General features: G+C 69.9%; 27 protein-coding genes. 9 read left to right on the top strand and 18 right to left on the bottom strand.

What is annotated here, in order from left to right; genetic code table 11:
- Positions 1 to 11 precede the first annotated feature (11 nt).
- From JYK04_RS26835 to JYK04_RS26810, 6 genes are all read right to left on the bottom strand, one after another.
- The gene (locus tag JYK04_RS26835) at positions 12 to 716 is read right to left on the bottom strand and encodes a hypothetical protein (protein ID WP_189732928.1); all 705 of its coding nucleotides are present in this window, start codon (positions 714 to 716) and stop codon (positions 12 to 14) included.
- Entirely contained in the window at positions 713 to 1429 is a 717-nt protein-coding gene (locus JYK04_RS26830; RefSeq protein ID WP_189732930.1) for a hypothetical protein, read from the bottom strand. The genes JYK04_RS26835 and JYK04_RS26830 overlap by 4 nt, the downstream gene beginning before the upstream one ends.
- Before the next feature lie 104 nt (positions 1430 to 1533).
- A complete protein-coding gene (locus JYK04_RS26825) occupies positions 1534 to 2937 on the bottom strand; it encodes an AI-2E family transporter (protein ID WP_189732932.1) in 1404 nt (467 codons plus the stop codon).
- Between the two features lie 136 nt (positions 2938 to 3073).
- The gene (locus JYK04_RS26820; RefSeq protein WP_189732934.1) at positions 3074 to 3787 is read right to left on the bottom strand and encodes an aggregation-promoting factor C-terminal-like domain-containing protein; all 714 of its coding nucleotides are present in this window, start codon (positions 3785 to 3787) and stop codon (positions 3074 to 3076) included.
- A 414-nt stretch (positions 3788 to 4201) separates the two neighbouring features.
- The gene (phoH2, locus tag JYK04_RS26815) at positions 4202 to 5518 is read right to left on the bottom strand and encodes an RNA 5'-3' helicase PhoH2 (RefSeq protein WP_030011185.1); all 1317 of its coding nucleotides are present in this window, start codon (positions 5516 to 5518) and stop codon (positions 4202 to 4204) included.
- Between the two features lie 322 nt (positions 5519 to 5840).
- Positions 5841 to 6602, bottom strand: coding sequence for an isoprenyl transferase (locus JYK04_RS26810; protein ID WP_030385783.1), 762 nt, complete (start codon positions 6600 to 6602; stop codon positions 5841 to 5843).
- Positions 6603 to 6731: 129 nt separating this feature from the next.
- Between JYK04_RS26810 and mgrA the strand changes: the two genes are divergently transcribed.
- A complete protein-coding gene (gene mgrA, locus JYK04_RS26805; RefSeq protein WP_189732937.1) occupies positions 6732 to 7769 on the top strand; it encodes an L-glyceraldehyde 3-phosphate reductase in 1038 nt (345 codons plus the stop codon).
- Between the two features lie 142 nt (positions 7770 to 7911).
- Here mgrA and JYK04_RS26800 read toward each other — a convergent pair whose 3' ends face one another.
- Positions 7912 to 8685: a prepilin peptidase gene (locus JYK04_RS26800; RefSeq protein ID WP_189732939.1), complete on the bottom strand. Its 774-nt coding sequence runs from the start codon at positions 8683 to 8685 to the stop codon at positions 7912 to 7914.
- Between the two features lie 265 nt (positions 8686 to 8950).
- On the opposite strand from JYK04_RS26800, the gene JYK04_RS26795 reads away from it, so the two are divergent.
- The 3 genes from JYK04_RS26795 (at position 8951) to JYK04_RS26785 (ending at position 11581) form a co-directional block, all read left to right on the top strand.
- The gene (locus tag JYK04_RS26795) at positions 8951 to 9325 is read left to right on the top strand and encodes a DUF192 domain-containing protein (protein WP_189732941.1); all 375 of its coding nucleotides are present in this window, start codon (positions 8951 to 8953) and stop codon (positions 9323 to 9325) included.
- Positions 9326 to 9384: 59 nt separating this feature from the next.
- Positions 9385 to 10002, top strand: a complete 618-nt coding sequence (locus tag JYK04_RS26790) for an SMI1/KNR4 family protein (protein ID WP_189732943.1) — start codon at positions 9385 to 9387, stop codon at positions 10000 to 10002.
- A 292-nt stretch (positions 10003 to 10294) separates the two neighbouring features.
- Entirely contained in the window at positions 10295 to 11581 is a 1287-nt protein-coding gene (locus JYK04_RS26785; protein ID WP_444545753.1) for an extracellular solute-binding protein, read from the top strand.
- 148 nt (positions 11582 to 11729) lie between these two features.
- On the opposite strand, the gene JYK04_RS26780 is transcribed toward JYK04_RS26785, so the two are convergent.
- The 3 genes from JYK04_RS26780 to JYK04_RS26770 all read right to left on the bottom strand — a co-directional run bounded on the left by JYK04_RS26780 (position 11730) and on the right by JYK04_RS26770 (position 13780).
- Entirely contained in the window at positions 11730 to 12356 is a 627-nt protein-coding gene (locus JYK04_RS26780) for a hypothetical protein (RefSeq protein ID WP_189732945.1), read from the bottom strand.
- A gap of 109 nt (positions 12357 to 12465) precedes the next feature.
- The gene (locus JYK04_RS26775) at positions 12466 to 12795 is read right to left on the bottom strand and encodes a nuclear transport factor 2 family protein (protein ID WP_189732947.1); all 330 of its coding nucleotides are present in this window, start codon (positions 12793 to 12795) and stop codon (positions 12466 to 12468) included.
- A 103-nt stretch (positions 12796 to 12898) separates the two neighbouring features.
- Positions 12899 to 13780: a polysaccharide deacetylase family protein gene (locus JYK04_RS26770; RefSeq protein WP_189732949.1), complete on the bottom strand. Its 882-nt coding sequence runs from the start codon at positions 13778 to 13780 to the stop codon at positions 12899 to 12901.
- Between the two features lie 262 nt (positions 13781 to 14042).
- Between JYK04_RS26770 and JYK04_RS26765 the strand changes: the two genes are divergently transcribed.
- The gene (locus tag JYK04_RS26765; protein WP_229874966.1) at positions 14043 to 14429 is read left to right on the top strand and encodes a hypothetical protein; all 387 of its coding nucleotides are present in this window, start codon (positions 14043 to 14045) and stop codon (positions 14427 to 14429) included.
- 97 nt (positions 14430 to 14526) lie between these two features.
- On the opposite strand, the gene JYK04_RS26760 is transcribed toward JYK04_RS26765, so the two are convergent.
- On the bottom strand, positions 14527 to 16113 hold the full coding sequence (locus JYK04_RS26760) for an MDR family MFS transporter (RefSeq protein WP_189732951.1): 1587 nt from the start codon (positions 16111 to 16113) through the stop codon (positions 14527 to 14529).
- Between the two features lie 131 nt (positions 16114 to 16244).
- On the opposite strand from JYK04_RS26760, the gene JYK04_RS26755 reads away from it, so the two are divergent.
- Positions 16245 to 16826, top strand: coding sequence for a TetR/AcrR family transcriptional regulator (locus JYK04_RS26755; protein ID WP_189732953.1), 582 nt, complete (start codon positions 16245 to 16247; stop codon positions 16824 to 16826).
- Between the two features lie 44 nt (positions 16827 to 16870).
- On the opposite strand, the gene JYK04_RS26750 is transcribed toward JYK04_RS26755, so the two are convergent.
- The gene (locus tag JYK04_RS26750) at positions 16871 to 17296 is read right to left on the bottom strand and encodes a nuclear transport factor 2 family protein (protein WP_189732955.1); all 426 of its coding nucleotides are present in this window, start codon (positions 17294 to 17296) and stop codon (positions 16871 to 16873) included.
- A 91-nt stretch (positions 17297 to 17387) separates the two neighbouring features.
- On the opposite strand from JYK04_RS26750, the gene JYK04_RS26745 reads away from it, so the two are divergent.
- From JYK04_RS26745 to JYK04_RS41970, 3 genes are all read left to right on the top strand, one after another.
- On the top strand, positions 17388 to 17915 hold the full coding sequence (locus JYK04_RS26745) for a TetR/AcrR family transcriptional regulator (protein ID WP_189732957.1): 528 nt from the start codon (positions 17388 to 17390) through the stop codon (positions 17913 to 17915).
- A 94-nt stretch (positions 17916 to 18009) separates the two neighbouring features.
- On the top strand, positions 18010 to 18483 hold the full coding sequence (locus JYK04_RS26740; RefSeq protein ID WP_189732959.1) for a carboxymuconolactone decarboxylase family protein: 474 nt from the start codon (positions 18010 to 18012) through the stop codon (positions 18481 to 18483).
- A 219-nt stretch (positions 18484 to 18702) separates the two neighbouring features.
- A complete protein-coding gene (locus tag JYK04_RS41970; RefSeq protein ID WP_268254131.1) occupies positions 18703 to 18837 on the top strand; it encodes a hypothetical protein in 135 nt (44 codons plus the stop codon).
- Here the strand turns inward: JYK04_RS41970 and JYK04_RS26735 are convergent, their stop codons facing one another.
- The 6 genes from JYK04_RS26735 to JYK04_RS26710 form a co-directional block, all read right to left on the bottom strand.
- Positions 18838 to 19479 carry an OmpA family protein gene (locus JYK04_RS26735; RefSeq protein ID WP_189732961.1) on the bottom strand — a complete coding sequence of 214 codons (642 nt, stop codon included), beginning with the start codon at positions 19477 to 19479 and terminating at the stop codon, positions 18838 to 18840.
- A gap of 4 nt (positions 19480 to 19483) precedes the next feature.
- Complete coding sequence (locus JYK04_RS26730) at positions 19484 to 20071, bottom strand: hypothetical protein (RefSeq protein WP_189732963.1); 588 nt, start codon at positions 20069 to 20071, stop codon at positions 19484 to 19486.
- A 31-nt stretch (positions 20072 to 20102) separates the two neighbouring features.
- Entirely contained in the window at positions 20103 to 20732 is a 630-nt protein-coding gene (locus JYK04_RS26725; RefSeq protein WP_189732965.1) for a pilus assembly protein TadG-related protein, read from the bottom strand.
- Positions 20729 to 20977: a hypothetical protein gene (locus tag JYK04_RS26720; protein WP_189732967.1), complete on the bottom strand. Its 249-nt coding sequence runs from the start codon at positions 20975 to 20977 to the stop codon at positions 20729 to 20731. The genes JYK04_RS26725 and JYK04_RS26720 overlap by 4 nt, the downstream gene beginning before the upstream one ends.
- Positions 20978 to 21087: 110 nt before the next feature.
- Positions 21088 to 21774, bottom strand: coding sequence for a response regulator (locus JYK04_RS26715; protein ID WP_189732969.1), 687 nt, complete (start codon positions 21772 to 21774; stop codon positions 21088 to 21090).
- Positions 21775 to 21777: 3 nt separating this feature from the next.
- On the bottom strand, positions 21778 to 22668 hold the full coding sequence (locus tag JYK04_RS26710) for a DUF5936 domain-containing protein (RefSeq protein ID WP_189733713.1): 891 nt from the start codon (positions 22666 to 22668) through the stop codon (positions 21778 to 21780).
- Between the last annotated feature and the right edge of the window lie 13 nt (positions 22669 to 22681).

Below are 22681 nucleotides of genomic sequence, written 5' to 3'. Positions count from 1 at the left end.
GCCCTGTGCTGTCAGCCCGTGCGCAGCGCGGCCATCAGCGCCCGCGCGTCCTCGGCCGCCGCGGCCACCAGGGCCTCCCGGTCCGGGTGCGGCAGAGGATCCACCGCGGGGTCGGACTCGCCGTCCGGTTCGAGGAACGTCACGCCGATCGTGAACACCGCGCCGCCGTCACGGACCCGCAGCCGGATGTTGCCACCGGCCCCGGGACTGGTGACGAGGGCCTCTTCCCCGAGACCGGGCACCGACTCCCACCCGCCGTCGCCGCTGACGAACCACCGGGCATCAGGGGCATTGGCGGCGAACTCCGCCTTCGGGTCGGTCTTCTTGTGCAGTTCGACCACGGCCGCGACGTAAATGCTCCCGCTGGAGGCGGGCCTGTCGCTGCTGCGGGAGCACGACGCCCAGTCCAGCGCCGGATGCCGGCTGCCCGCCTGCGGTGCGGGGTCCGCGAGACCACCGAGCACCACGTCCAGGGTCGGGGCCTTGAACTGGCCGCACAGGTCGTCCGTGACCCGGTAGCGGATCTCCGGCTCGGCCATCCGGTCCCCGAAGGCGTACAGCCCGCCCGCCCACAGCGCGGAGGTGGCCACCACCGCGGCCACCACCCACCGCCACGGCCGGCCCGGCGCCCGCGCCTCGCGCACGACGGTGTCCTGCACGACCTCGGCCGGTCGCGCCGACTCCCCGTCCCCGTACACCTCCGGCTCCGTGATCATCGCCGCCCCTGCCCCTTCAACGCCGACATCAGCTCACGCATGTCCTCGATCATCGCCGCCTGGACCGCGTCGACGTCGGTGGCGGGTCGGCCGTTCGTCTCCGCGAGGGTGCGTGCGCCCGCCTCGACGGTGAACACCGCGCCGCCGTCCAGCACTTTGAGGATCAGCCAGCTGTCGCCGGACATCACATGCATCACGGCACGCTCCCCGAGGTCCGGCACCGCCGCAGTGCGCACGCCGCCCGCGTAGGCCATGGTGCGGAGGTCCGGTGCGTCGAACTCGGCCGAGGGATCGGTCTTCTTGTGCAGGGCGACCTGGGCGACCACGTCGAAGTCCGGGGCCACCCCGTCCTTTCCGGCGTTCTCCAGGCCACACCGCGCCGCGTACACGGCCGGGTGGTCGCCCTCGAGGTTCACCGGCTTCTTGTTGTGCATGTCACCGGTGATCCCGCTCAGCGCCCGGGCCTTGAAGTCCTGGCACAGGTTCTTCGACGCCCGGTAGGAGATCTCCGGCTCGGCCGCCCGGTCCCCGAACGCGTACAGCCCGCCGCCCCACACCGCCGATGCGGCCACGACGCCGCCCAGCGCCCACAGCCACGACCGCGGGCCCGGACCGCCCGTCGACCGCTCATCCGGAGCGGTCCGGTCCGCCGACCGGGCCGGCTCCAGGGCCTCGGTCTTCCATTCCTCGCCGAGCTCCGGATCGGTGATCATGCCTGTCCCCCCGTGTTCCCGATTCCCCCGCGATGCCGTCGGCACGCGAATGAATTCGATCATCGCAGCCTCGATCGCCGGAATATCTGGTTCCGGGGAGACGGTCAGGGTGTGACGTGCCCCTCGCCCTCGGGAGCGACGCTCAGGGCCGTCGAACCGTGCGGGGCGGGGCCGATCATTCCGGATCCGAGGTGGTGCTGCTCGCGCGAGTACGCCTTCAGGTAGCCCACCACCGTGTTGGTGACGGCCACCAGCGGCACGGCGACGACCGCTCCGCCGATGCCCGCGATCATGCCGCCGGCGGCCACCGAGAGCACCACCGCGAGCGGATGCACCCGTACGGCCCGGCCCAGGATGAAGGGCTGGAGCACGTGGCCCTCGATCTGCTGCACCGCCAGCACCACCAGCAGCACCATCAGGGCGGTGAACACGCCCTGGGTCACGAGCGCCACGACCACCGCGAGGGCCCCCGACACCACGGCGCCGACCAGCGGGATGAATGCGAACAGGAAGATGAAGACGGCCAGCGGCACCGCCATCGGCACGTCCAGGAAGTAGATGCCGAGACCGATGAAGATGGCGTCGATGAGGGCGACGATGACCGTGCCCCGCACGTACGCGGTCAGCGTGCGCCAGGCGCGCGGACCGGCGCCGGCGACACCGGCGCGGGCGGCGGACGGGACCAGGCCCAGCGCCCAGTTCCAGATGCGCTTGCCGTCGTAGAGCAGGAAGAGCGTGGAGAACATCGCGAGCAGGATGCCCGTCAGGACCTCGACGAGCACCGTCACGCCCTGCAGTCCGGCGGAGGTGATCTGCTCGGTGTTGGTGCCGATGGTCTCGCTGAGGTTCTTCGCGATGTCGTTGATCTGCTTCTCGGTCACGTGGAACGGACTGTCCAGTGCCCAGAGCTTGAGCTCGTTGATGCCGTCGCGGACCCGGTCGGAGAGGTCGTCGAGGTTCTCCATGACCTGCCAGACCACGAACCAGCCGACGAGCCCGATGACCACGAAGCCGAGGATCGCCGTGACGGCCGTGGCCAGTCCGCGCGGCAGGCCCAGTCTGCGCAGCCGGACCACGAAGGGCTGGAGCATCGCCGTGACGAGCATGGCGGCGGCGAAGGCGAGGACGACCAGGCGGACTTCGCTGATCACCTTCATCAGCACCCAGAGCATCCCGGCGAGCAGCAGCAGCCGCCAGCTGGCCTCGGCGGCGACGCGCATCCCCCAGGGGACGACGCTCGCCGGGTCGGGGCGCACGGGCACCGCCGGGGCGGCGAGGTGGGGCGCGGGGACCACGGGCGGGTAGGAGGGCGGCGCGGGAACGGTCGCCACCGCCGCGGCGGCGGACGCCCGGTCGGCCCCGGACTCCGGTGCCCGGCCGGGCCCGACGGGGCGCGGCAGATCGCCGCTGGTCTCGGCTTCGACCTCGGCGCGCCGCTCGTTGAGCCGCGCCTCCATCCGGTTCAGCTTGTTCCCGAGCCGGCCGAGCCAGCCTTCCCTCTTCGCCATGTCGCTTCCCTTCCCCCGCCCCCGGTCTACGGGCTCACCTCGAAGACCGTACACGCGACGAGCCCCGCACCGTAGGACGGTGCGGGGCTGCCCGGGGTTGTGCGGTGCTGCGGCGCTCGCGGCGTCGCGGGCTCCTCTAGTACCAGCCGTTGGCCTGGTGGAAGCTCCAGGCGCTGCAGGGGCTGCCGTAGCGGTCTTCCATGTAGTTCAGACCCCACTTGATCTGCGTGGCGGGGTTGGTGCGCCAGTCCGCGCCGGCCGAGGCCATCTTCGAACCGGGCAGGGCCTGGACCAGACCGTAGGCTCCCGAGGAGGAGTTGACGGCCTTGTAGTTCCAGGTGGATTCCTGGTTGATGATGTTCGAGAAGCACTGGAACTGCCCGGCCGGGACCATCTGCTGGGCAATGGCCTTGACCTGGGCGACCGTGTAGGAGCTCTGCGGGGCGAAGTCCCCGGCGTCGCGGGCGGCGGAGCGGCTGGCGACCTGCTCCTTCTCCTCGCGTTCCTTCTTGAGCTTGGCCTCGGCCTCGGCCTTCTCCTTCTCGGCCTTCTCGGCCTCGGCCTTCTTGGCCTTGGCGTCCTCGGCGGCCTGGACGCGCGCCGCCTCCTCGGCGGAACGCTTGGCGTCGACATCGGCGGCGTGGGCGATGGCATCGGCCTGCTGCGTCAGGGACGCGCTCTGGACCTGCGCCTGGTCGCCGACCGGGATGTCGGCAAGGAGAGTCGCGCCGGACGCGGTCGTCTCGAGATCGTTCGTGGGGTCGCCGGTGGCAACGCCTACGACTGCGCCGACGGTGGTGACCGCGGTGGCCGAAGCCACGGCGAACCCCCGGACCGAGATCCGGCTCACACGGTGTCCTTCCAGCAGCGTCCGCAGTGACCGCGCGGGCGCAAAAGTGCCCTCGACTCTGGCCTCCGTGGTTCTACGGTCACTGGAGGCGCGGGCCCGTGGGCAACCCCCTTGCGGGGACTGCCGCGTGAAACTCCGGGCGGCATACGGCGATCGGCTGTGGAGTTGTGGTGCTGCGCGTACCTCACGGGAGATACAGGTGTGCCGTATGCGGGGCCTGACGGAAACCAGACTCTGCCGGAACGCGACACCGCAAGGCAATTCTCCATTGCGTGTGAAAGATCACACCTGGCATGTCGCCGCCGATTCGGGCAAAGACCTGTGCAGCACGACGCCGCCCGGCTAGGCTCTGGGGCCTTTGCCGGGCGGCGTCAACTCACCTTCCCGCTATGGGGTTTTTGACCGATTCGACCGTCAGAGGTTCTCCAGCATCTCGGTGACCAGCGCGGCGATCGGGGAGCGCTCCGAGCGCGTCAGCGTGATGTGGGCGAAGAGCGGGTGGCCCTTCAACTTCTCGACCACGGCGACCACTCCGTCGTACCGGCCGACCCGCAGGTTGTCCCGCTGGGCGACATCGTGGGTCAGAACGACCCTCGAATTGGCCCCGATCCGGGACAGAACGGTCAGCAGGACATTGCGCTCCAGCGACTGCGCCTCGTCCACGATCACGAAGGCGTCGTGCAGCGAACGGCCGCGGATGTGCGTGAGCGGAAGGACCTCCAGCATCCCGCGGTTCAGCACCTCCTCGATGACCTCGCGCCCGGCGACCGCCGAGAGGGTGTCGAAGACCGCCTGCGCCCAGGGGCTCATCTTCTCGGAGGCGTCCCCGGGCAGATAGCCGAGATCCTGGCCGCCCACCGCGTACAGCGGCCGGAAGACCATCACCTTCTGGTGCTGCCTGCGCTCCAGGACCGCTTCCAGTCCCGCGCAGAGCGCCAGCGCCGACTTTCCGGTGCCGGCCCGGCCGCCCATCGAGATGATCCCGATCTCGGGGTCGAGGAGGAGGTCCAGCGCGATGCGCTGCTCGGCGCTGCGGCCGTGCAGCCCGAAGGCCTCGCGGTCGCCGCGTACGAGCCTCACGTTGCCGTCCGCCGTGACCCGGCCCAGGGCCTTGCCGCGCTCGGACTGCAGGACCAGTCCGGTGTGCACGGGCAGTTCCGCGGCTTCCGGCACGTAGAGGCGGTCCTCCGAGTAGAGGAGGTCCACCTGTTCCCCGGAGAGGGCGAGGTCGCTCATGCCCGTCCAGCCGGCGTCGGTGATCGCGAGCTCGGCGCGGTACTCCTCGGCGATCAGCCCCACGGAGGAGGCCTTGATGCGCAGCGGGAGATCCTTCGAGACCACCGTGACGTCGTAGCCCTCGGCCTGGAGGTTGCGGGCGACCGCGAGGATCCGCGAGTCGTTGTCCCCCAACCTGAAGCCGGCGGGCAGGACGCTCGTGTCGGAGTGGTTGAGCTCGACGCGCAGGGTGCCGCCCAGATCGCCCAGCGGGATGGGGGCGTCCAGGCGACCGTTGCGAACCCGGAAGTCGTCGAGCAGGCGCAGGGCCTGGCGCGCGAAGTAGCCGAGTTCGGGATGGTGCCTCTTTGCCTCCAGCTCGGTGATCACCACGATCGGGAGCACGACCTCGTGCTCGTCGAAGCGGGAGATCGCGTTGGGGTCTGCCAGCAGGACGCTGGTGTCGAGGACGTAGGTCCGCCTGTCGGGCAGGCGGCTCTTTGTGCTGGTCACCACGGAAGGACGTACCCCCTCGGAAGAGGTCGGGCCATGAAGACCGGACCGGTCATCGGCACCCATGCCAGGGCCGATTTCCGGCCCTCCACTCCGTCCGTGCGAACCGCACGTGCGTCCTGGTGCAAAGGGCCTCCCGGGCGGACGACCCCATGCCGTCCGCTGAGACTCGACACCCGTGGATCGGGCATCGACCTGAAAGGGATATTCCCCGAACAGGCCAGGCCATGCCATGGCATATGACGGACGCTCGGTGAATCCCTGGTGAAGGCTTCGAGGGGAGGGGGTACGGAGGCCTCGGGGGCGGGAGGCCCCCTACGGTGACTCAGGTGCCGTAGCGCCGGTGACGGGCCGCGTAGTCGCGCAGGGCCCGCAGGAAGTCGACCTTGCGGAAGGCCGGCCAGAAGACTTCGCAGAAGTAGTACTCGCTGTGCGCGCTCTGCCAGAGCATGAATCCGGACAGCCGCTGCTCGCCGCTGGTGCGGATGACGAGGTCCGGGTCGGGCTGGCCGCGCGTGTAGAGGTGCTCGGCGATGTGGTCGATGTCGAGGATCTCGGCGAGCTCCTCGAAGGAGGTGCCCTTGCGCGCGTGCTCCAGCAGCAGCGAGCGCACCGCGTCGGCGATCTCCTGACGGCCGCCGTAGCCGACGGCGACGTTGACGAGTATCCCGTCGACGTCGTGGGTGGCCTGCTCGGCCTCCTTGAGCACGGTCTGCGTCCGGGCGGGCAGGATGTCGAGGTTGCCTACGTGGTGGACGCGCCAGCGGCCGTCCGCGGCGAGGCCCCGCACGGTGTTCTCGATGATGTTGAGCAGCGGGCGGAGCTCGACCTCCGGCCGGTCCAGGTTGTCCGTGGAGAGCATCCACAGGGTGACGACCTCGACGTCCGTCTCGGTGCACCAGCCCAGCATCTCGGAGATCTTGTCGGCGCCGGCCTGGTGGCCCTGCTCCGTCGTGCCTCCGGACGCCTTCGCCCAGCGGCGGTTTCCGTCCAGGATGACGCCGATGTGCTTGGGCGCCGCATCATGGTCGAGGCGGCCTTCCACCCGGCGTGCGTAAAGCCTGTACACCAGGTCGCGCAGCTTCACGATCTTCCAGCCCCTCCGTGCCTTGCCCCCGTGCGAAATGCGGTCCCTCCCCCGAGTCCGCCACATTACTGCGCGCTGGGATCGGGTACCCAACTCGGTCTGTCACAAGTCCGTGATAGGGAGGACAACGTGACTGATACCAATCCCTATCGGGCAGAGCCCTCGCGCTACGACTCCATGGAGTACCGGCGCACCGGCCACAGCGGCCTCAAACTCCCCGCCATCTCCCTCGGCCTCTGGCACAACTTCGGCGACGACAAGTCCCTGGAGTCCCAGCGGGCGATCCTCCGCCGGGCCTTCGACCTCGGCATCACCCACTTCGACCTGGCGAACAACTACGGTCCGCCGCCCGGCTCGGCCGAGCTGAACTTCGGCAAGATCTTTTCGCAGGACTTCGCGTCCTACCGCGACGAGCTGATCCTGTCGACCAAGGCCGGCTACCTGATGCACCCCGGGCCGTACGGCGAGTGGGGCAGCCGCAAGTACCTGCTCAGCTCGCTCGACGCCTCGCTGAAGCGGATGGGTGTGGACTACGTCGACATCTTCTACTCGCACCGCTTCGACCCGGAGACCCCGCTGGAGGAGACCATGGGCGCCCTCGCGTCCGCGGTCCAGCAGGGCAAGGCCCTGTACGTGGGCGTCTCCTCCTACACGGCGGAGCAGACGGCCGAGGCCGTTCGGATCCTGCGCGGGATGGGCGTGCGCCCGCTCATCCACCAGCCCTCCTACTCCATGATCAACCGCTGGACGGAGGAGGACGGGCTGCTGGACACCCTGGAGGACGCCGGCATGGGCTGCATCTCCTTCGCGCCGCTCGCGCAGGGCATGCTGACCGGCAAGTACCTGAAGGGCATCCCGGCGGACTCGCGGGCCGCTCAGGGCAAGTCCCTGAACCCGGACCTGCTCTCGGACGAGGTGCTCCGCCGGCTGACCGGTCTGAACGAGATCGCGGCCCGCCGCGGGCAGTCCCTCGCCCAGCTGGCGCTCAAGTGGGTGCTCCGCGACGACCGGATGACCTCGGCCCTGATCGGCGCGTCGAGCGTGCCGCAGTTGGAGGAGAACGTGGCCGCGCTGGCGTCCGCGCCGCTCGGGGAGGAGGAGTTGAAGGAGATCGACTCCCTCGCCGTCTCCACCCCCGGCACCAACATCTGGGCCCAACGCGGCTGACCTGCGCTTTCATCGCGCAGCACGGTCGAGAAGCCGGGGAATAAAAAACGGGCCGGTCCGTGGGGGGGATACGGACCGGCCCGAGGGGGGGGTTCCACCATAACCCTTCGTAAAGCATGCTGCGTGCATTGGCGCGCGATGATTACGCTCCGAAACCACCCAGCAGCACTCCGGTGAGCGCTCCGGCCGCCATGAAGGGGCCGAACGCGTACCCCCGATTCCGCTCGTCGGGGCGGCGCAGCAGCAGGATCAGCCCGTACAGGGCCCCGTAGAGCAGGCCGAGGAAGGCCCCGGCGGCCCATACCCCCCACCCGTACCACCCAAGAGCGACCCCCAGGGGGAGCGCCAGCTTGACGTCGCCGAAGCCCATGCCGGCGGGGTTGATCAGATGGAGCAGCAGGTACGCCGCTCCGAGCGCGCCGCCGCCCAGCAGCGCGAGCCGCCAGTCGCCTGCGGCGCGGGGCAGGAGGGCGGCCGCACCGAGCCCGGCGGCGACCGCGGCGGCGAGGGGCAGGGTCAACACGTCCGGCAGCCGGTGCACGGCGCGGTCCACGAGCGAGAGCAGAACGACCACCGGGGCGAGCCCCACATAGGCCGGCGCCTCGGGCCGCACCCCGACGGCGGCCGCGAGCAGGGCGCAGAGCGCCCCGACGAGGGCGGCGAGGGGGACGGCGCGCCTCCCGTAGGCGTGCGGCGCCGCGGACTCGGGGGGCCGGCCGCCGGGGCCCCGCGGGGCGACCACCGCGGGAACCCGGCAGCGGGCCGGTCCGAGCCAGCCGCGCACCCGGTGCCCCTGCGGGCAGCGGTCGCGCCAGGGCTCCCCCGGCTCGACCGAGAACCGGTATGCGGCACGCGGCAGCAGCCATCCCGCGGTGGCGCCGTATCCGGCGGCAAGAACGATCAGGGCGACACCCATGTGGCGACGGTAGCGCCGACGGCTGCGGCAGCGCGGGGCGGGGAGCAGCTCCGCACAGCGGCACACGGCCCAGGCCGTCTCTTCCGGATCTTGTCGGCCGAGCCCGCGGCGTCCGGTGCCGTACATGGCAAGGCGGAGGAGCGCCCGTGTACTGGACGTACTCGGGCGCCCCGACAACGCGGCCAGGTGCGGTGCCGGGCGTCGCGGGCCCGGCAAGATCCGGAGGAGACGGCCTGGGGGCAGGATGCCCCCTAGGCTGGCCGCCATGGCGAATTGGCGTGACGGCAACGGCATCCTGCTGGTCGGCGCGGACCCTGCGGAGATCCCGCTGGAGGTCGCCGCCTCGTACGGGGCGCGGACCCGCGGGCTGCTCGGGCGGGACGGGATCGACGGGGCGATGCTGCTGACCCCCGCGGCGAGCGTGCACACCTTCCGGATGCGGTTCGCGATCGACGTGGCGTACCTCGACCGCGAGCTCGGCGTACTCGCCGTGGTCACCATGGCGCCGGGCCGGCTCGGGCTGCCGCGACTGCGCTCCCGGCACGTCCTGGAGTCGGCGGCCGGCGCGATGGCGAGTTGGGGCCTGCGGGCCGGAACCACCATCAAGGTGGACGTACCCGGGCGTCTCACTCCCCGCTAGGCGAGGCCCCTCGCTGGCAGTAGGTTGGGGCGGTTGAGCTGGGGCATCAGGGGAGCGGCATGACGGAGAACGCGCGGATCAAGGCGCTGGAGCAGATCATGCCGGCGACGCACGGCGCCGACGAGGACATCGACTGGCCGGCGGTGGAGGCCGTCTGGGGGACCCGGTTCCCGGCCGATTTCGTGGCGTTCATGGGCCGCTTCGGCGCGGGCTCCATCAACGGCGAGGCCAGCATCCTGCTGCCGCTGCCCAAGCCCGGGCTCCAGTGGGACCCGGCCGGGATGGCCGAGGAGACCGACAACGCCCGCCAGACCTGGGAGGCGGAGGGCGGCCGCTCCGCCTTCGACGTGGACCCCGAGTCGATCATCGCCTGGGGCGTCACCGGCGGGTCGGACATCCTGTGCTGGCTCACCTCCGACCCCGACCCGGACCGGTGGCCGGTCCTGGTCTGCGGGCGGCACACCGCCGACTCCTTCGCGGTGTATCCGTACGGCATGGCCGAGTTCCTCTACCGGCTGTGCTCCGACGAGTTCGACGTGAGCCCCGTCAGCATCACCTTCTGGGACGGCGGCCACCTCAGCTTCGTGCACTGGCGCAAGGCCCAGCGTCGCTGGCAGGAGGGCCGCAACCCGGAGACGGGCGAGCCCGACCCGTACGCGGGCGAGTTCGCCGACTAGCCCGCTCCGCACCCCAAGAGCCCCAAGAGACCGAAAAACCCGCAGAGCCCGTTCCGAGACCGGAAACGGGCTTTTCGGCATGTCTACGCGCGTCCAGTATTCGGATCGCATATCGGAAAACACCATAAGGAAAAGCCCCAGTTGGAGCATTGACCACAAGTGCGCCCCCAATGGAATCAACCACCCCTCCCTCAGGAGAGAATTCCGGCCAACGGGCCATCGAGGGACACCCCAGCCCGGAGCAACTCATAAGTAATAACTGGATCCAAAAGAAAATCAGGGGATTACACCCGTGCGACGAAGAATTTCCGGCACGACCGCCACCACGGCCGTGCTCGGTCTGATGATGCCTCTGGCCGGATGTGGTGGCTCCGGAGACGATGCAGGTGACAGCGGTACGCTGCATCTGGTCGCCGCCGAATACGGCGACAGCCCGGCCACCAGTTCCAAGCCCTACTGGGAGAAGATGGCGGCCGATTTCAACGAGGCGAACCCCGGAATCAAGCTCGACGTCAAGCTCCTGCCGTGGGCCGACATCGACCGCGAGGTCTCTCGTATGGTCAAGGCCGGCAAGGCGCCGGATGTGGCGCTGATGGGGTCCTACTCGGACTTCGCGGCCCAGGGGAAGCTGTATCCCGCGGACGAACTCCTCTCGGTCACCGCCGAGGCGAATTTCCTCCAGCCGCTCGCCGACGCGGGCTCCGTCGACAACACGCTCTACGGCCTGCCCTTCGTGGCGAGCAGCCGTCTCCTCTTCTACAACGAGGCGCTCTTCGCCAAGGCCGGCATCAAGGCGCCCCCCAAGACCTGGTCCGACCTCAAGGACGACGCCAAGGCGCTCAAGGACAAGGGCGTGAAGTACCCCTACGCCCTGCCGCTCGGTCCTGAGGAGGCGCACGCCGAGGCGCTGATCTGGGAGCTGAGCAACGGCGGCGGCTACGCCGACAGCAGCGGCAACTACAGCCTGGCCTCCGAGCAGAACATCGCGACCTGGGACTGGGTCAAGAAGGAGATGGTCGCCACCGGGTTCACCGGCCCGACCCCGCCGTCCCAGCTGAACCGCGCCGACGCCTTCGCCGCCTTCCTGCGCGGCGAGGTCGGCATGGTCAACGGCTATCCCTCGCTCGCCCACGAGGCGCGCGCCAAGGGCATCAGCGTCACGACCACCTCCATGCCCGTCTCGGACAACCTCGGCACCGGTGTGCCGCCGCCCACCGTCGGCGTCGCCGACTGGATGATGGCCTTCAAGCAGAACGGCAAGCGCGCGGAGATCGGCAAGTTCCTGGAGTTCATCTACCAGGACAAGAACCTGTCGGACTTCGCCGACCGCTACCACCTGCTGCCGTCCACCGTCAGCGCCTCGCGCACCCCGGCCGGGGGCGGACTGGACAAGAACGACACGCAGTTCCTGAACGCGCTGCGCGGCGCTCAGCTCTACCCGGTCAACGACCCGGCCTGGCTGACCGTCAGCGACACCATCAAGCGCAACATCGGACGCGCCGTGGAACCGACCGGCAGCCCGAAGGGCGTGCTGGAGGACATCGCCGGACAGGCCGCCCAGGCCGCCAAGAAGCACTGAGAATTTCCTCGACACGGGACCTTCGACCCCTGCCGCAGACCACCCCGTGCGGCACCATGGCCCCTACGGCACTTGATCCAAGGCCTCGGCCCAGTCGCCCGACGAGCACCCACAAGGTGCACGGGGCGGCCGGCCTCCACCCGGACCCTCAGCGCTGCTGCCCGTGGTCCGAGGCGAACGCCGTCCGGTACTGCTCGCAGCCGGAGTTCCAGCGCAGCGTCCCGCCCAGCGTTCCGTAGCCCGAGCGCGTGACCGACCACTCCACCGTGTACTCCCCGGTGTCGCACGCGATCCGCTTGCCGCCCGCGACCTTCTCCCGCCCGGCCGCCGGCTTCCCGGTCAGTTCCCTGCGCACCTCCGCGACCTTGGCCCGGTCGGCCGAGCGCAGTACGGCGTGCACGACGATCGGGTGCTCGCCCTCCTTCACCGTCAGCGCCTTCTTCACCACCGTCGAGTCCGACACCGACCAGGCGAACTCGTACCCGGGCAGCCACGCCAGGGTCTTCGGGTCGCCGACCTGGTACTGGTAGTCCGGCGCGGCCGAGGGGCCGGGGCGGGTGACCGTCCGGTACTGGATCCCGGGGTGGAAGCGGAACTGCGCCTCCACCTTGTGCATCTCGTCCTTGGTCCACATCGACTTCATGGTCTTCTCGCCGCCTGCCGGGTCCTGGAGGTACGCCGTTCCCTCCGCGGCGGTGGCGGCCTGGCCCAGGAGGGGTGCGAGGGCCGCGGAGGCGGTGGCGAGGGCGAGAGCGGCGATGCGGGTGCGCTTCATGCCCGGCCCAACGGCACCCCGCGGCGGGCCGGAACGACGCCGGGCGCGCTTTCACCCGTACGGGAGCGCACCCCCGGCGGCCCGCCCAGCGGCCCGCCCAGGAGTCCGCTCAGGCCTGGCCGGTCTCGAAGCGGCTGATCCGGCCGCCTCCGGGGGCGATCACGAAGCGCCAGGTGGTGCGCATCTCGCCCCAGGTGTCGTTGCGGTAGTTCACGAGCAGGGTGCGGCCGCCGTCGGACTCGGACTGGACGTCCATGTGGCCGCCGGAGTCGAAGATCTCCCGGTCGATCCAGTCCTGCAGATCGCGGTCGGAGCCGTCGTCGGACATGGTCGCGTCGGCGGTCAGGACCGCGAGGAAGGCGTCCTTGTCGTGTGCGTTGACGGCGGCGACGAGGGCGCCGACCACCGGGTCGGACAGTCTGGCGGGGGCGATGGCCACAGGAGCCTCCTGGTCGGGCGTGCGTTCGTCCGTGCCCGACCAGGGAACAACGCGGGCGGGTCCGCGTCGTCGACCGTCACCCGTTCGCACGGCGGACGGCGTGTCAGGGGGCGCCGGGGGTGGCGGGGGTGGCGGGGGCGTCTGCGGTTTCGGGGGCGTCCGGGGCGGTGCGGACGGGGAAGCCGGTGGGCCGGCCCTGCTCCTTGAGCCAGGTGAGCACCTGGTCGAGGGCGTCGACGGTCTGGGCGCGGTCGCCGCCGCCGTCGTGGAAGAGCACGGTGGGGCCGTTGCCGATCTCGCGCTTGACGGCGTTCACGATGGCGGCCGTACCCGGCTTGCCGAAGTCCTTGGTGTCGACGTTCCAGCCGAGCGGCCGCATGCCGTGCGCGGCTGCGATGCGCCGGCTGTCGGGGGTGAACGCGCCGCCGGGGGCCCGGTAGTACTCGACCTTCGCGCCGCCGCCCGCGGCTTCCTCGATCAGCTTCTTCGCCTCCAGGATCTGCTGCTCCTGGTAGGCGACGGGCTTCTTGTCCATGGCCGTGTCGTGGTTCATGGTGTGGTCGCAGAGCCGGTGTCCGCCCGCGACCACCTTCTTCACCAGGTCGGGGTGGGCCTTGGCCTGCGGCCCGACCATGCAGAAGGTCGCCTTGACGTCGTGCCGCCGCAGGACGTCCAGCACCTTCGGGGTCCAGCGGGGGTCGGGGCCGTCGTCGATGGTGATGTTGACGGCGTTGCCGCCGCTCTCGGACGCGTGGGCTATGCCGTCGGGTATCCCCTGCGGCTGCTGCCCGGGCCGGCCGTCGTCGCCGCGGCCGGAGTGGTCGGTGGCGCCCGGCCGGGCCACGTTCTGCTGGGAGGCAGCGGTTCCGTCCGGTCCGAACAGGGCCGCCGCGCCCCACACGGTCGCCGCCACGGCGGCGGCCGAGGCCACGACGGCGGCACCGGTTCGGACGCCCTTGTTGTTCGCGCGCGCCAAGAAGCTCATGAACTGTCCCCTCCCCATCCGCTTTGGAGCGTTCTGTGGATCAGGACGTTCGTCGCCGCCGAGGAGTTCCAACCAAATAGCCCATAAATTCCCTGTTATGGGACTGTTGGGGCCGATGGGACTTTAGTCCTGCATGGAGTTGAAACCTGCCCGCCCGAACACGCCCGAAACGGACAGGTCTTCGACAGCACCCGTTCCGGATCCCATATCGGCGCACCCGCCCGGGGGTTCACCGCCGGGGTGCTCGACCAGAATGGAGCCCATGGACTCCCCGGACGCCTCGCACACCGGATCCGACTGGCCGGCGGACAAGCTCGCCGCGCTCCGCCTCGGCCGGAGACTGGTGACGGAGGTCCCGGCGTCCCGACCGGACCGGCGCGCGTTCGTGGACGTGACCCCCGCCCGGAGCCCGGCCGACGACCGGGCACGGGACGAGGGCTGGACGCGCGGCGACACGGGCCGCCGCTTCCGCCTGAAGCACCGGGAGTACGACGGCGAACGCCTCGACGGCTTCGACCACGACATCGGCGCGGTCCTCGTCGCGTCCGCCGAGGCCGCGGACGAGGCCGGCCTGCTCGCCGCGCTCACCGCGTGGGGCCTGCACCCCGACGCCTTCGCGTACCCCTGGGAGACCGACGACCCCAGCTAGGCCGTCTCGTCCCGATCCTGCCGGGCCCGGACACGCCGGAAGGCGGCACCCCCGGTCGTCCCGGTGGTGCCGCCTTCCTGGCGGCGCGTACTCGGTGTCAGTGCGCGAGCGACTCCTGCGCGGCCGGAGCCGCCTTCTCGCCGTCCGCGGCGCCGGCCGGGGCGGCCGGGCCCGCACCGCGGAGGGGGACCTCCTTGACGAACCAGGCCGCCGCGAAGCCCAGTACGGCGATGGCCGCGCCGAGCAGGAACGCGGAGTGCGTGCCGGCGGCGACCGCGTGCTGGTAGGCGTCGCGTACCGCTTCGGGCAGCTTGGCCAGGCTCGCGGCGTCCAGCTGGGCGGAGCCGGCGGCTCCGGCGGCCTCCGGGCCCAGGCGCTCGGCCATGGTGTCCGTGACCCGGGTGGTGAAGAGGGAGCCCATCAGGGCCACGCCGAAGGAGCCGCCGAGCGTACGGAAGAGGGTCGCCGAGGAGGAGGCGACGCCCATGTCCTTCATCTCGACGCTGTTCTGCGCGACCAGCATGGTGATCTGCATCAGGAAGCCGAGACCGGCGCCGAGGACGGCCATGTAGAGGCCCGACACGAGGCGCGTGGTGCCGGTGTCCATGGTCGCGAGCAGGAACATCCCGACGACCAGGAGCGCGCCGCCCGCGATCGGGAAGATCTTGTACTTGCCGCTGCTGGTGGTGACGCGGCCCGCGATCAGCGAGACGACCATCATCGAGAGCAGCATGGGCAGGAGCAGCAGGCCCGAGTTGGTGGCGGAGGCACCCTGCACCGACTGCTGGAACAGCGGGAGGTAGAGCACGCCGCCGAACATCGCGAAGCCGACGAGGAAGCCGATCACCGACATGAGGGTGAAGTTGCGGCTGCGGAAGATGTGCAGCGGCATGACCGGCTCGGCGGCCTTGGTCTCCGCGTAGAGGAACGCGGCGGTCGACAGGACGCCGACGACGATGAGGGCGAGGATCTCGACGGAGCCCCACGCGTACTCGGTGCCGCCCCAGGTCGTCACGAGGACGGTGGAGGTGATCGCGACGGTCAGCAGCGCGGCGCCGAGGTAGTCGATCTTGCCCTGCGCCCGCTTCTTGGGCAGGTGCAGCACGGCGGTGACCATGGCCAGCGCGACCGCGCCGAGCGGCAGGTTGATGTAGAAGGACCAGCGCCAGCCCATGTGGTCGGTGATGGTGCCGCCGACCAGCGGGCCGCCGATCATGGCGAGGGCCATCACGCCGGCCATCATGCCCTGGTACTTGCCGCGCTCACGGGGCGGGATCAGGTCGCCGATGATCGCCATGACGCCGACCATCAGACCGCCGGCGCCGAGGCCCTGGATCGCACGGAAGCCGATCAGCTGGCCCATGTCCTGGGCCATGCCGCTGAGCGCGGAACCGATGAGGAAGATGACGATCGAGGTGAGGAAGGAGCCCTTCCGCCCGTACATGTCGCCGATCTTGCCCCAGATGGGGGTGGAGGCCGCGGTGGCCAGCGTGTACGCGGTGACCACCCACGACAGGTGCTCCAGACCGCCGAGCTCGCCGACGATCGTGGGCATCGCGGTACCGATGATCATGTTGTCGAGCATGGCCAGCAGCATCGCGATCATGAGCGCCATGAGGACGACCCGCACGCTGCGCGGCTTCACCTCCTCCGAGGTCCCCGCAGGCTTGACTTTGTCCACCATGTCCACTCCCCTGGCCCTACCGATCGCACTGCGTCCCACACCGGCACTTACTTGCCGCCCGGCTAGTTCATTACAATGGGGACGGTAGACCCGCAACTAGCCGGGCGTCAAGTAAGTAATTGGGGAGAGCCATGTCCAGCAGCAGTCCGCAGCGGCGTCGTGGCGACACGCGTCAGCGCATCCAGGACGTCGCACTGGAGCTCTTCGCCGAGCAGGGGTACGAGAAGACGTCACTGCGCGAGATCGCGGAGCGGCTGGAGGTCACGAAGGCGGCGCTGTACTACCACTTCAAGACCAAGGAAGACATCATCATCAGCCTCTTCGAGGACCTGACGCGGCCCATCGACGAGCTGATCACGTGGGCGGAGGGCCAGCCGCGCACCCTGGAGACCAAGCGCGAGGTGCTGCGCCGCTACAGCGAGGCGATGGCGGGCGGCGCCGTGCTGTACCGCTTCATGCAGGAGAACCAGGCGACGATGCGCGAGCTCACCATCGGCGAGACGGTGAAGAAGCGGCTCTTCGCCTTGGTGGAACTGCTCCGCACACAGGACGGCCCGCTGACGGACCAGGTCCGCTGCGTCAGCGCGCTGTTCACGCTGCACGCCGGGATGATGTTCCTCCAGCACGTCGAGGGCAACCCGGAGGAGACCCGCCTGGCGGCCCTGGAGGTCGCCACGGACCTCATCACCCAGGCCCACCACGAGCACTCCTGACCCGCGGCGGCGCCACGGGCAACGCCGCCGCGCGCTGAACCGGCTCAGGCGATGCGGCGGTCCCCGGGGGCGATCGGGACGTCGTTGATGCTCGCCTCGCGACGGCGCATCAGGCCGTCGTCCGCGAACTCCCACTGCTCGTTGCCGTGGCTGCGGAACCACTGGCCGCCGGCGTCGTGCCACTCGTACTCGAAGCGGACCGAGATGCGGTTCCCGGTGAACGCCCACAGCTCCTTGCGGAGCCGGTAGTCGAGCTCGCGCGCCCACTTGTCGGCGAGGAACGCGCGGATCTCGGCGCGGCCGGTGAGGAAGCGGTCGCGGTTGCGCCAGACCGAGTCCTCCGTGTAGGCGAGCGCGACGCGCTCCGGATCGCGGCTGTTCCAGGCGTCCTCGGCGGCCTGGACCTTGGCCCGCGCGGACTCCTCGGTGAAGGGCGGCAGGGGCGGTCGTACGGCGGGGATGTCGGTCATGACGGTCACCTCTCGATTGCGAGAACGATCGTTCTCGACATTAGAGAACGAGCGTTCTCCACGCAAGGGGAATCTCGACTACGCTGCCCGCATGGACGACGAAGAGGCCCGCACCCGGCTCCTGGACGCGGCGGAGGAGCTGTTCTACCGGCACGGCATCCAGGCCGTCGGCATGGACCGCATCCGCACCGCCTCCGGGGTCCCCCTCAAGCGCCTCTACCGGGTCTTCCCGGCCAAGGAAGCCCTCGTCACGGCCTACCTGGAACGCCGCGACCGACGCTGGCTGGACTCCCTCCGCACCGCGGCCCTCGCCCCGGCCCAGCCGCGGGCACGCGTGCTCGCGGTCTTCGACTGGCTGGCGGACTGGTTCGCCGAGCCCGACTTCCGGGGCTGCGCGTTCCTCAACGCGTACGGGGAGCTGGGGGCGGCGGCCCCGGAGATCGTCCGCATCCACAAGGCGGAACTCCGCGCCCTGCTGGCCGGCCTGACCGCCGACCCCGCCCTCGCCGACCGGCTCCTGATCCTGACCGAGGGGGCGACGGCGGTGGCCACCCTGACCCCCGGCCCGGAGCCGGCCCACCGGGCCCGGGAGATCGCGGAGCTCCTCCTGGGAGAGTGACGCAGGTCACGTCACGCTGTCCCGCAGGGCTGTCACATCCGGGCCGCGTTTTCCGTCAGAGCTGTGTAACGGTCGGCACAGCGAGGAGATCACGATGGAAGCGCGTCTCAACTTCTACGGCAACGAGGTCGCGACCAAGTTCGCCCGGTACATCAACTCCGCGGGCAAGGTCATCTCGGACTCGACCCTGCCGCACGCCACGCAGGAGCTCGTGAAGCTCCGGGCCAGCCAGATCAACGGCTGCGGATTCTGCACCGACATGCACTTCAAGGACGCCTCACACGCCGGGGAGGACCCGGTGCGGCTGAACCTGGTCGCCGCCTGGCGCGAGGCGAAGGTGTTCACCGACGCCGAGCGGGCGGCTCTGGAACTGACCGAGCAGGGCACCCGCATCGCCGACGCGGCCGGCGGCGTCACGGACGCGGCGTGGGCCGATGCCGCCAAGCACTACGACGAGGACCAGTTGGCCGCACTGGTCACCCTCATCGCGCTGATCAACGCGTACAACCGCATGAACGTGATCGTCCAGCAGCCGGCGGGCGACTACCAGCCGGGCCAGTTCGGCTGATCCCGCCCCACGGGTCCGGCCCCGACAGGGGAGGGGCCGGACCCGTGGACAACGATCTGGGTGCGGGGGAACCGGTGACCGCTCGCACGCTCGTCCGCCCGACCTTCGCGAACCCCGCCCCGGCGATCTGCCCGGGCCTCGTCGGCGCCGCGGCGGCCCTCGCGACGGGCGTCACGCTGTTCGCTGCCCGCCCTGTTCGCGTTCCCGCTGTTCCTCTTCGTGGCGCCGGTCGGCACAGCCGCAACATGGCTCTTCCTCGCCGAGCCGATCCTCTGCGTACTGGCCCAGTCGCTCGCCCTCGGCACGATCGTGGAGACCTCCCGCGGCCGCCTCCGCCGCCTGCGGACCGGCTGACTAGCCGCCGCCCGCGCTGCGGGGGAAGGTGATCTCGACCCGGCGGTTCTTCTTGCGGCCTTCCTCGGTGCCGTTGTCGGCGATCGGGTAGTCCTCGCTGTAGCCGCGGACGTCGAAGACGACGTTCGGATCGGTGACGGTCTTGGCCAGCTCGGCCTGCACGGCATCGGCCCGCTTCTTGGAGAGCTCCTTGCCGTGCTCGTAGCTGCCCTGGTCGTCGGTGAACCCGAAGACGCGGATGCGGGTCGCCTTCTGCGTGTTGATCTCGTTGGCGATGGCCTGGATCCGGGCGGCGGCCTGAGCGTTGAACACGGCACTGTCCTCGGGGAACAACACCTCGGACTGCAGCGCCATCATGACGGTCTGATTGGTCTCCTGCCGCCGCTGCTCCCCACCGAGGTCTTCGACGACCTCGGCGATGTCCAGCACCTTGACGGGAGCGAGGGTCCCGCCCTGCGGGATCTTCAGCCCGGGGGCGTTGGAATCGATCTGCACGGGCGCGGCGGCGGACGGCTCGGTGCCGGGGGGGACGGACGGCTTGACGCCATCGGCGTACGCGGTGGTGGCGCCGATCAGGTGCCCACCGGCAATGACAAGGCCTACGACGGCCGTTGCGGCGATAGTGCGCTGGCGATTTGTCATGAGGTCACCCGGATACCTTGACGACGGCCGTAGCGAAGGTCGGGAGGCTGAACTCAACCTCGGTGGTGCTCGTCGGCGGCGCGGGGAACTGGATGAAGATAGGCACGGTCTGACCTGCCCCCACACTAGAGATGCCAGTCGTGCAAAGGCACCTGCCATCTGTATCCCGCAGAACGTAGTAGCGCTTCTTGGCGGCCTTGTCCACGAGCGTCGCCCCAGCTACCGACTCGCCGCTCTGGGTCAACTCATTGCCCCGCCAAGCGGAAGTTCCAACGAAGGGCTCCTTGCCGTTGTTCTTCAACTGCCCGTTCACCGTCAGGAAACCGCCTGCATCACGCGTCGCCGAGTTGATGGTCAGCACCATGCCGTTCGCGCCATCCACCGTGGCAATCACCGGGGGCGGCGCGGAACTCTGCGCCTGGCTGGGAGCGACCTGCGAGCCTGCCCCTTGGGACTGCGGCGCCGAGGGGCGCTGCGGATCCTTCGACTTCGGGTCGTCGCCTCCCCCGCATCCGGCCAAAGTGAGTGCCATGACCGCCGCAACCGTAACGGCCGCTCCCCTGCGGACCTTCACCGTGTGCCGAATGCTCATGTGTGCTGCTTCCTTGTCTCACGGGTCGCTGTCAGTCGGTCAGTCTCACGTCGAACAGGGCCCTCGCCAACGTGCGCCACGGATCGGGCTTCAGCGGGTCGAAGTCGATTTCCTGGCCGCCCTTGCAACGGAGTTTGATCGGCCCCGGCTTCTCCACACCCGTATCGACGGGGTCGGGCGACTTGGTGGGTGCGGGAAGCAAACCGAGGTGGCAGCGTGGCTCGATCACAGCCGTGGCGTTGGCCGTCCCATGCATTGAGTCGGTCCCGGGAATCACCGACTCCCCCACCGTTCGGTTCGTCTTAACCTCAACGGTGAAACTGAGAGCCGACCTCCGGCACGTTGCTTCCGCATCGTTCATAGCCGCGAAACTCGGCGCTTTCTCGCAGCCGCTGTCCAAGTACAGGCGCTTGCCTCCGAGGACGCCTTCCCAGTCCCCGGGCTTCAGCACCGCCAAGTCCAGCCCCGGCGCCAGGTGGTCTCTGGCCTCTCGGGCTGCCGCCAACGCAGCTGCATCGGCTGCCCCCTGCGCGTTGCTCCTGGTGACTGACGCCTGACCGATGGCAAAGAAGGCGAGCGCGGCGAAGAGCAGGCCTACCACCACCACAACATAGATGGGGAACGCCTGCCCTCGATCACCGAATCGCTGCCGCGTGGTCACGTACCGGCTTTGATGTTGTTGATCGCCGTCTTGATCTTGCTGGTGATCTCCTGCCCGATGCCTGTACCGACGATCGCGCCGATGATCACCACGACCACCAGGATGATGCCCAGGTATTCGAAGGCGGTCTGGCCGCGGTCGAGGTTCGCGTGGCGCTTGCGGAGCCTCGTCACGGCCGTGTCCGTCCAGCCGTTCACCCTGATCCGTGCCTCCACGGCGGCCTTCAGCAGCGTGTTCTGTGACATGGGGGTTCCCTCCCGGGCCGGTACCGGTGTCGATCTGCGGACGGTACGGCGAGTCACCAGTCGTCACCAAGGGTCCCGGGACCCAATTACGGACCCACTGCGCACTCTGTCTACCCATGACCGGTCACTCCTGGACGGGCGGTTCCCAGCCAGCGGGCTATCGCCTCGCTGCGCGTGGCGCTCTGGAGCTTCGCGAAGATGCGGTTGATGTGGTTCTTGACGGTCTTCTCGCTGATGAAGCAGGCCGCCGCGATCCGCTGGTTGCTCATCCCGGACGCGATCAGATCCATGATCTCCACCTCCCGGGAACTCAGCCCGAAGACAACAGAGTTGTGCATCCGCTCAGAAGACTGTGCCACACCTCGTTGCGGATGCGAAGAGGCCCGGAGCTCTGCCAGGAGGGCGCTCGCCGCCGTCGGGGTGAAGTGGGGGCGGCCCAGCGGGGCGTCGCGTACCGCCCTCAGCAGGTCGTCCGTCGTGAACTCGCCGTGTACGAGGTAGCCGCCGGCCCCCAACGACAGGGCCTCGCAGATGATTTCGGCTTCCCTGCTGTACGTCAGCATCAGTACGGGTGCCAGCTGCACCAGGTGCGGCAGCGCGGAGATCCCGTCCACGCCCGGCATCCGGACGTCCAGCAGGATCACGTCCGGGGCGTACCGGCGGGTCAGGCTCAGTGCTTCGCGCCCGTCCGCCGCCTGGGCGATGACGTCGAGGTCCTCGGCCGTGCACAGGATGGCCGCCAGGCCCGCCCTGACGACCGGGTTGCCGTCCGCGATGAGCACGCTCAGCCGGGCCATGGCTCAGCCACCCCCGAACAGCGCGTCGAAGTCGACGTTCGCGCCGTAGACGAAGCCGCAGACCAGCAGGATCAGCGTGCCGGGGAGCATGAACATGGTCACCGCGAACGTCGCCTTCGGGACGGCCCGGGCCGCGCGGCGCCGGGCGTTCTGGGCGTCCGTGCGGCGCATGTCCTCGGCGATCGCGATCAGGGTCTCGACGATCGGCGAGCCGAGCTCCTCGCCCTGCTGCAGCGCCGTGACGAACTGGGCGACCTGTTCACTGTCGTTGCGGCGGCGCAGTTCGTCGAAGGCCTGACGGCGGCTGACGCCCATGTTCATCTGCTGCAGCGTGATGCGGATTTCGTCGGCCCAGGGGCCTTCGTACTTGTCCGCCACCCGCTCCAGCGCCTGCCGGAAGCCCAGCCCGGCGCTGACGACGACCGCGAGTACGTCCAGGAAGTCCGGCAGGGTCCGCTCGATGTGGTCGCGGCGGACCCGGATCGCGGACCACAGGCCGGCCTCGATCCAGAACAGGCCGAAGGCCACCATGAGGAGTGCGGCCACCAGCTGACCGTTGATCAGCATCGAGAAGGCGCCGAGGGCGCCCAGGGCCCCGTACACCGCGCGCCGAGCCGCGTAGCGGTCGATCGTCAGACCGGCCGGGTTGCCCGCCATGTCGATCTGGCGGCGCTTGCGGGCCACCCGCGTCGGCCCCATCAGGCGCAGCACCGCCGGGGCCCAGCGGATGCCCATCCGGTCCACCAGGGAGCCGACCGCCGTCGTACGGGTGGCTCCGACCTCCAGGGCGAGCGCGAGGTCCGTGGGCAGCTTCACGTCCGCGCGGTAGAGGCGGATGCCGTGGAACGCGCCGAGCACCGACAGGGCCACGGCCAGTGCGAGAAGGAGTCCGATCATCGTCCCGTCC

It is taken from the genome of Streptomyces nojiriensis (genome assembly GCF_017639205.1).
Classification (GTDB): domain Bacteria; phylum Actinomycetota; class Actinomycetes; order Streptomycetales; family Streptomycetaceae; genus Streptomyces; species Streptomyces nojiriensis.
Note: the sequence above shows the minus strand (reverse complement) of the source record. Positions and strands in the feature narration are given on the sequence as shown.

Bases quoted from the DNA above. Each gene is read 5' to 3' on its own strand.
- JYK04_RS26835 (WP_189732928.1), bottom strand. From the start codon at position 716: ATGATCACGGAGCCGGAGGTGTACGGGGACGGGGAGTCGGCGCGACCG.
- JYK04_RS26830 (WP_189732930.1), bottom strand. From the start codon at position 1,429: ATGATCACCGATCCGGAGCTCGGCGAGGAATGGAAGACCGAGGCCCTG.
- JYK04_RS26825 (WP_189732932.1), bottom strand. From the start codon at position 2,937: ATGGCGAAGAGGGAAGGCTGGCTCGGCCGGCTCGGGAACAAGCTGAAC.
- JYK04_RS26800 (WP_189732939.1), bottom strand. From the start codon at position 8,685: ATGGGTGTCGCCCTGATCGTTCTTGCCGCCGGATACGGCGCCACCGCG.
- JYK04_RS26795 (WP_189732941.1), top strand. From the start codon at position 8,951: ATGGCGAATTGGCGTGACGGCAACGGCATCCTGCTGGTCGGCGCGGAC.
- JYK04_RS26790 (WP_189732943.1), top strand. From the start codon at position 9,385: ATGACGGAGAACGCGCGGATCAAGGCGCTGGAGCAGATCATGCCGGCG.
- JYK04_RS26780 (WP_189732945.1), bottom strand. From the start codon at position 12,356: ATGAAGCGCACCCGCATCGCCGCTCTCGCCCTCGCCACCGCCTCCGCG.
- JYK04_RS26770 (WP_189732949.1), bottom strand. From the start codon at position 13,780: ATGAGCTTCTTGGCGCGCGCGAACAACAAGGGCGTCCGAACCGGTGCC.
- JYK04_RS26765 (WP_229874966.1), top strand. From the start codon at position 14,043: ATGGACTCCCCGGACGCCTCGCACACCGGATCCGACTGGCCGGCGGAC.
- JYK04_RS26760 (WP_189732951.1), bottom strand. From the start codon at position 16,113: ATGGTGGACAAAGTCAAGCCTGCGGGGACCTCGGAGGAGGTGAAGCCG.
- JYK04_RS26755 (WP_189732953.1), top strand. From the start codon at position 16,245: ATGTCCAGCAGCAGTCCGCAGCGGCGTCGTGGCGACACGCGTCAGCGC.
- JYK04_RS26750 (WP_189732955.1), bottom strand. From the start codon at position 17,296: ATGACCGACATCCCCGCCGTACGACCGCCCCTGCCGCCCTTCACCGAG.
- JYK04_RS26745 (WP_189732957.1), top strand. From the start codon at position 17,388: ATGGACGACGAAGAGGCCCGCACCCGGCTCCTGGACGCGGCGGAGGAG.
- JYK04_RS26740 (WP_189732959.1), top strand. From the start codon at position 18,010: ATGGAAGCGCGTCTCAACTTCTACGGCAACGAGGTCGCGACCAAGTTC.
- JYK04_RS26735 (WP_189732961.1), bottom strand. From the start codon at position 19,479: ATGACAAATCGCCAGCGCACTATCGCCGCAACGGCCGTCGTAGGCCTT.
- JYK04_RS26730 (WP_189732963.1), bottom strand. From the start codon at position 20,071: ATGAGCATTCGGCACACGGTGAAGGTCCGCAGGGGAGCGGCCGTTACG.
- JYK04_RS26720 (WP_189732967.1), bottom strand. From the start codon at position 20,977: ATGTCACAGAACACGCTGCTGAAGGCCGCCGTGGAGGCACGGATCAGG.
- JYK04_RS26715 (WP_189732969.1), bottom strand. From the start codon at position 21,774: ATGGCCCGGCTGAGCGTGCTCATCGCGGACGGCAACCCGGTCGTCAGG.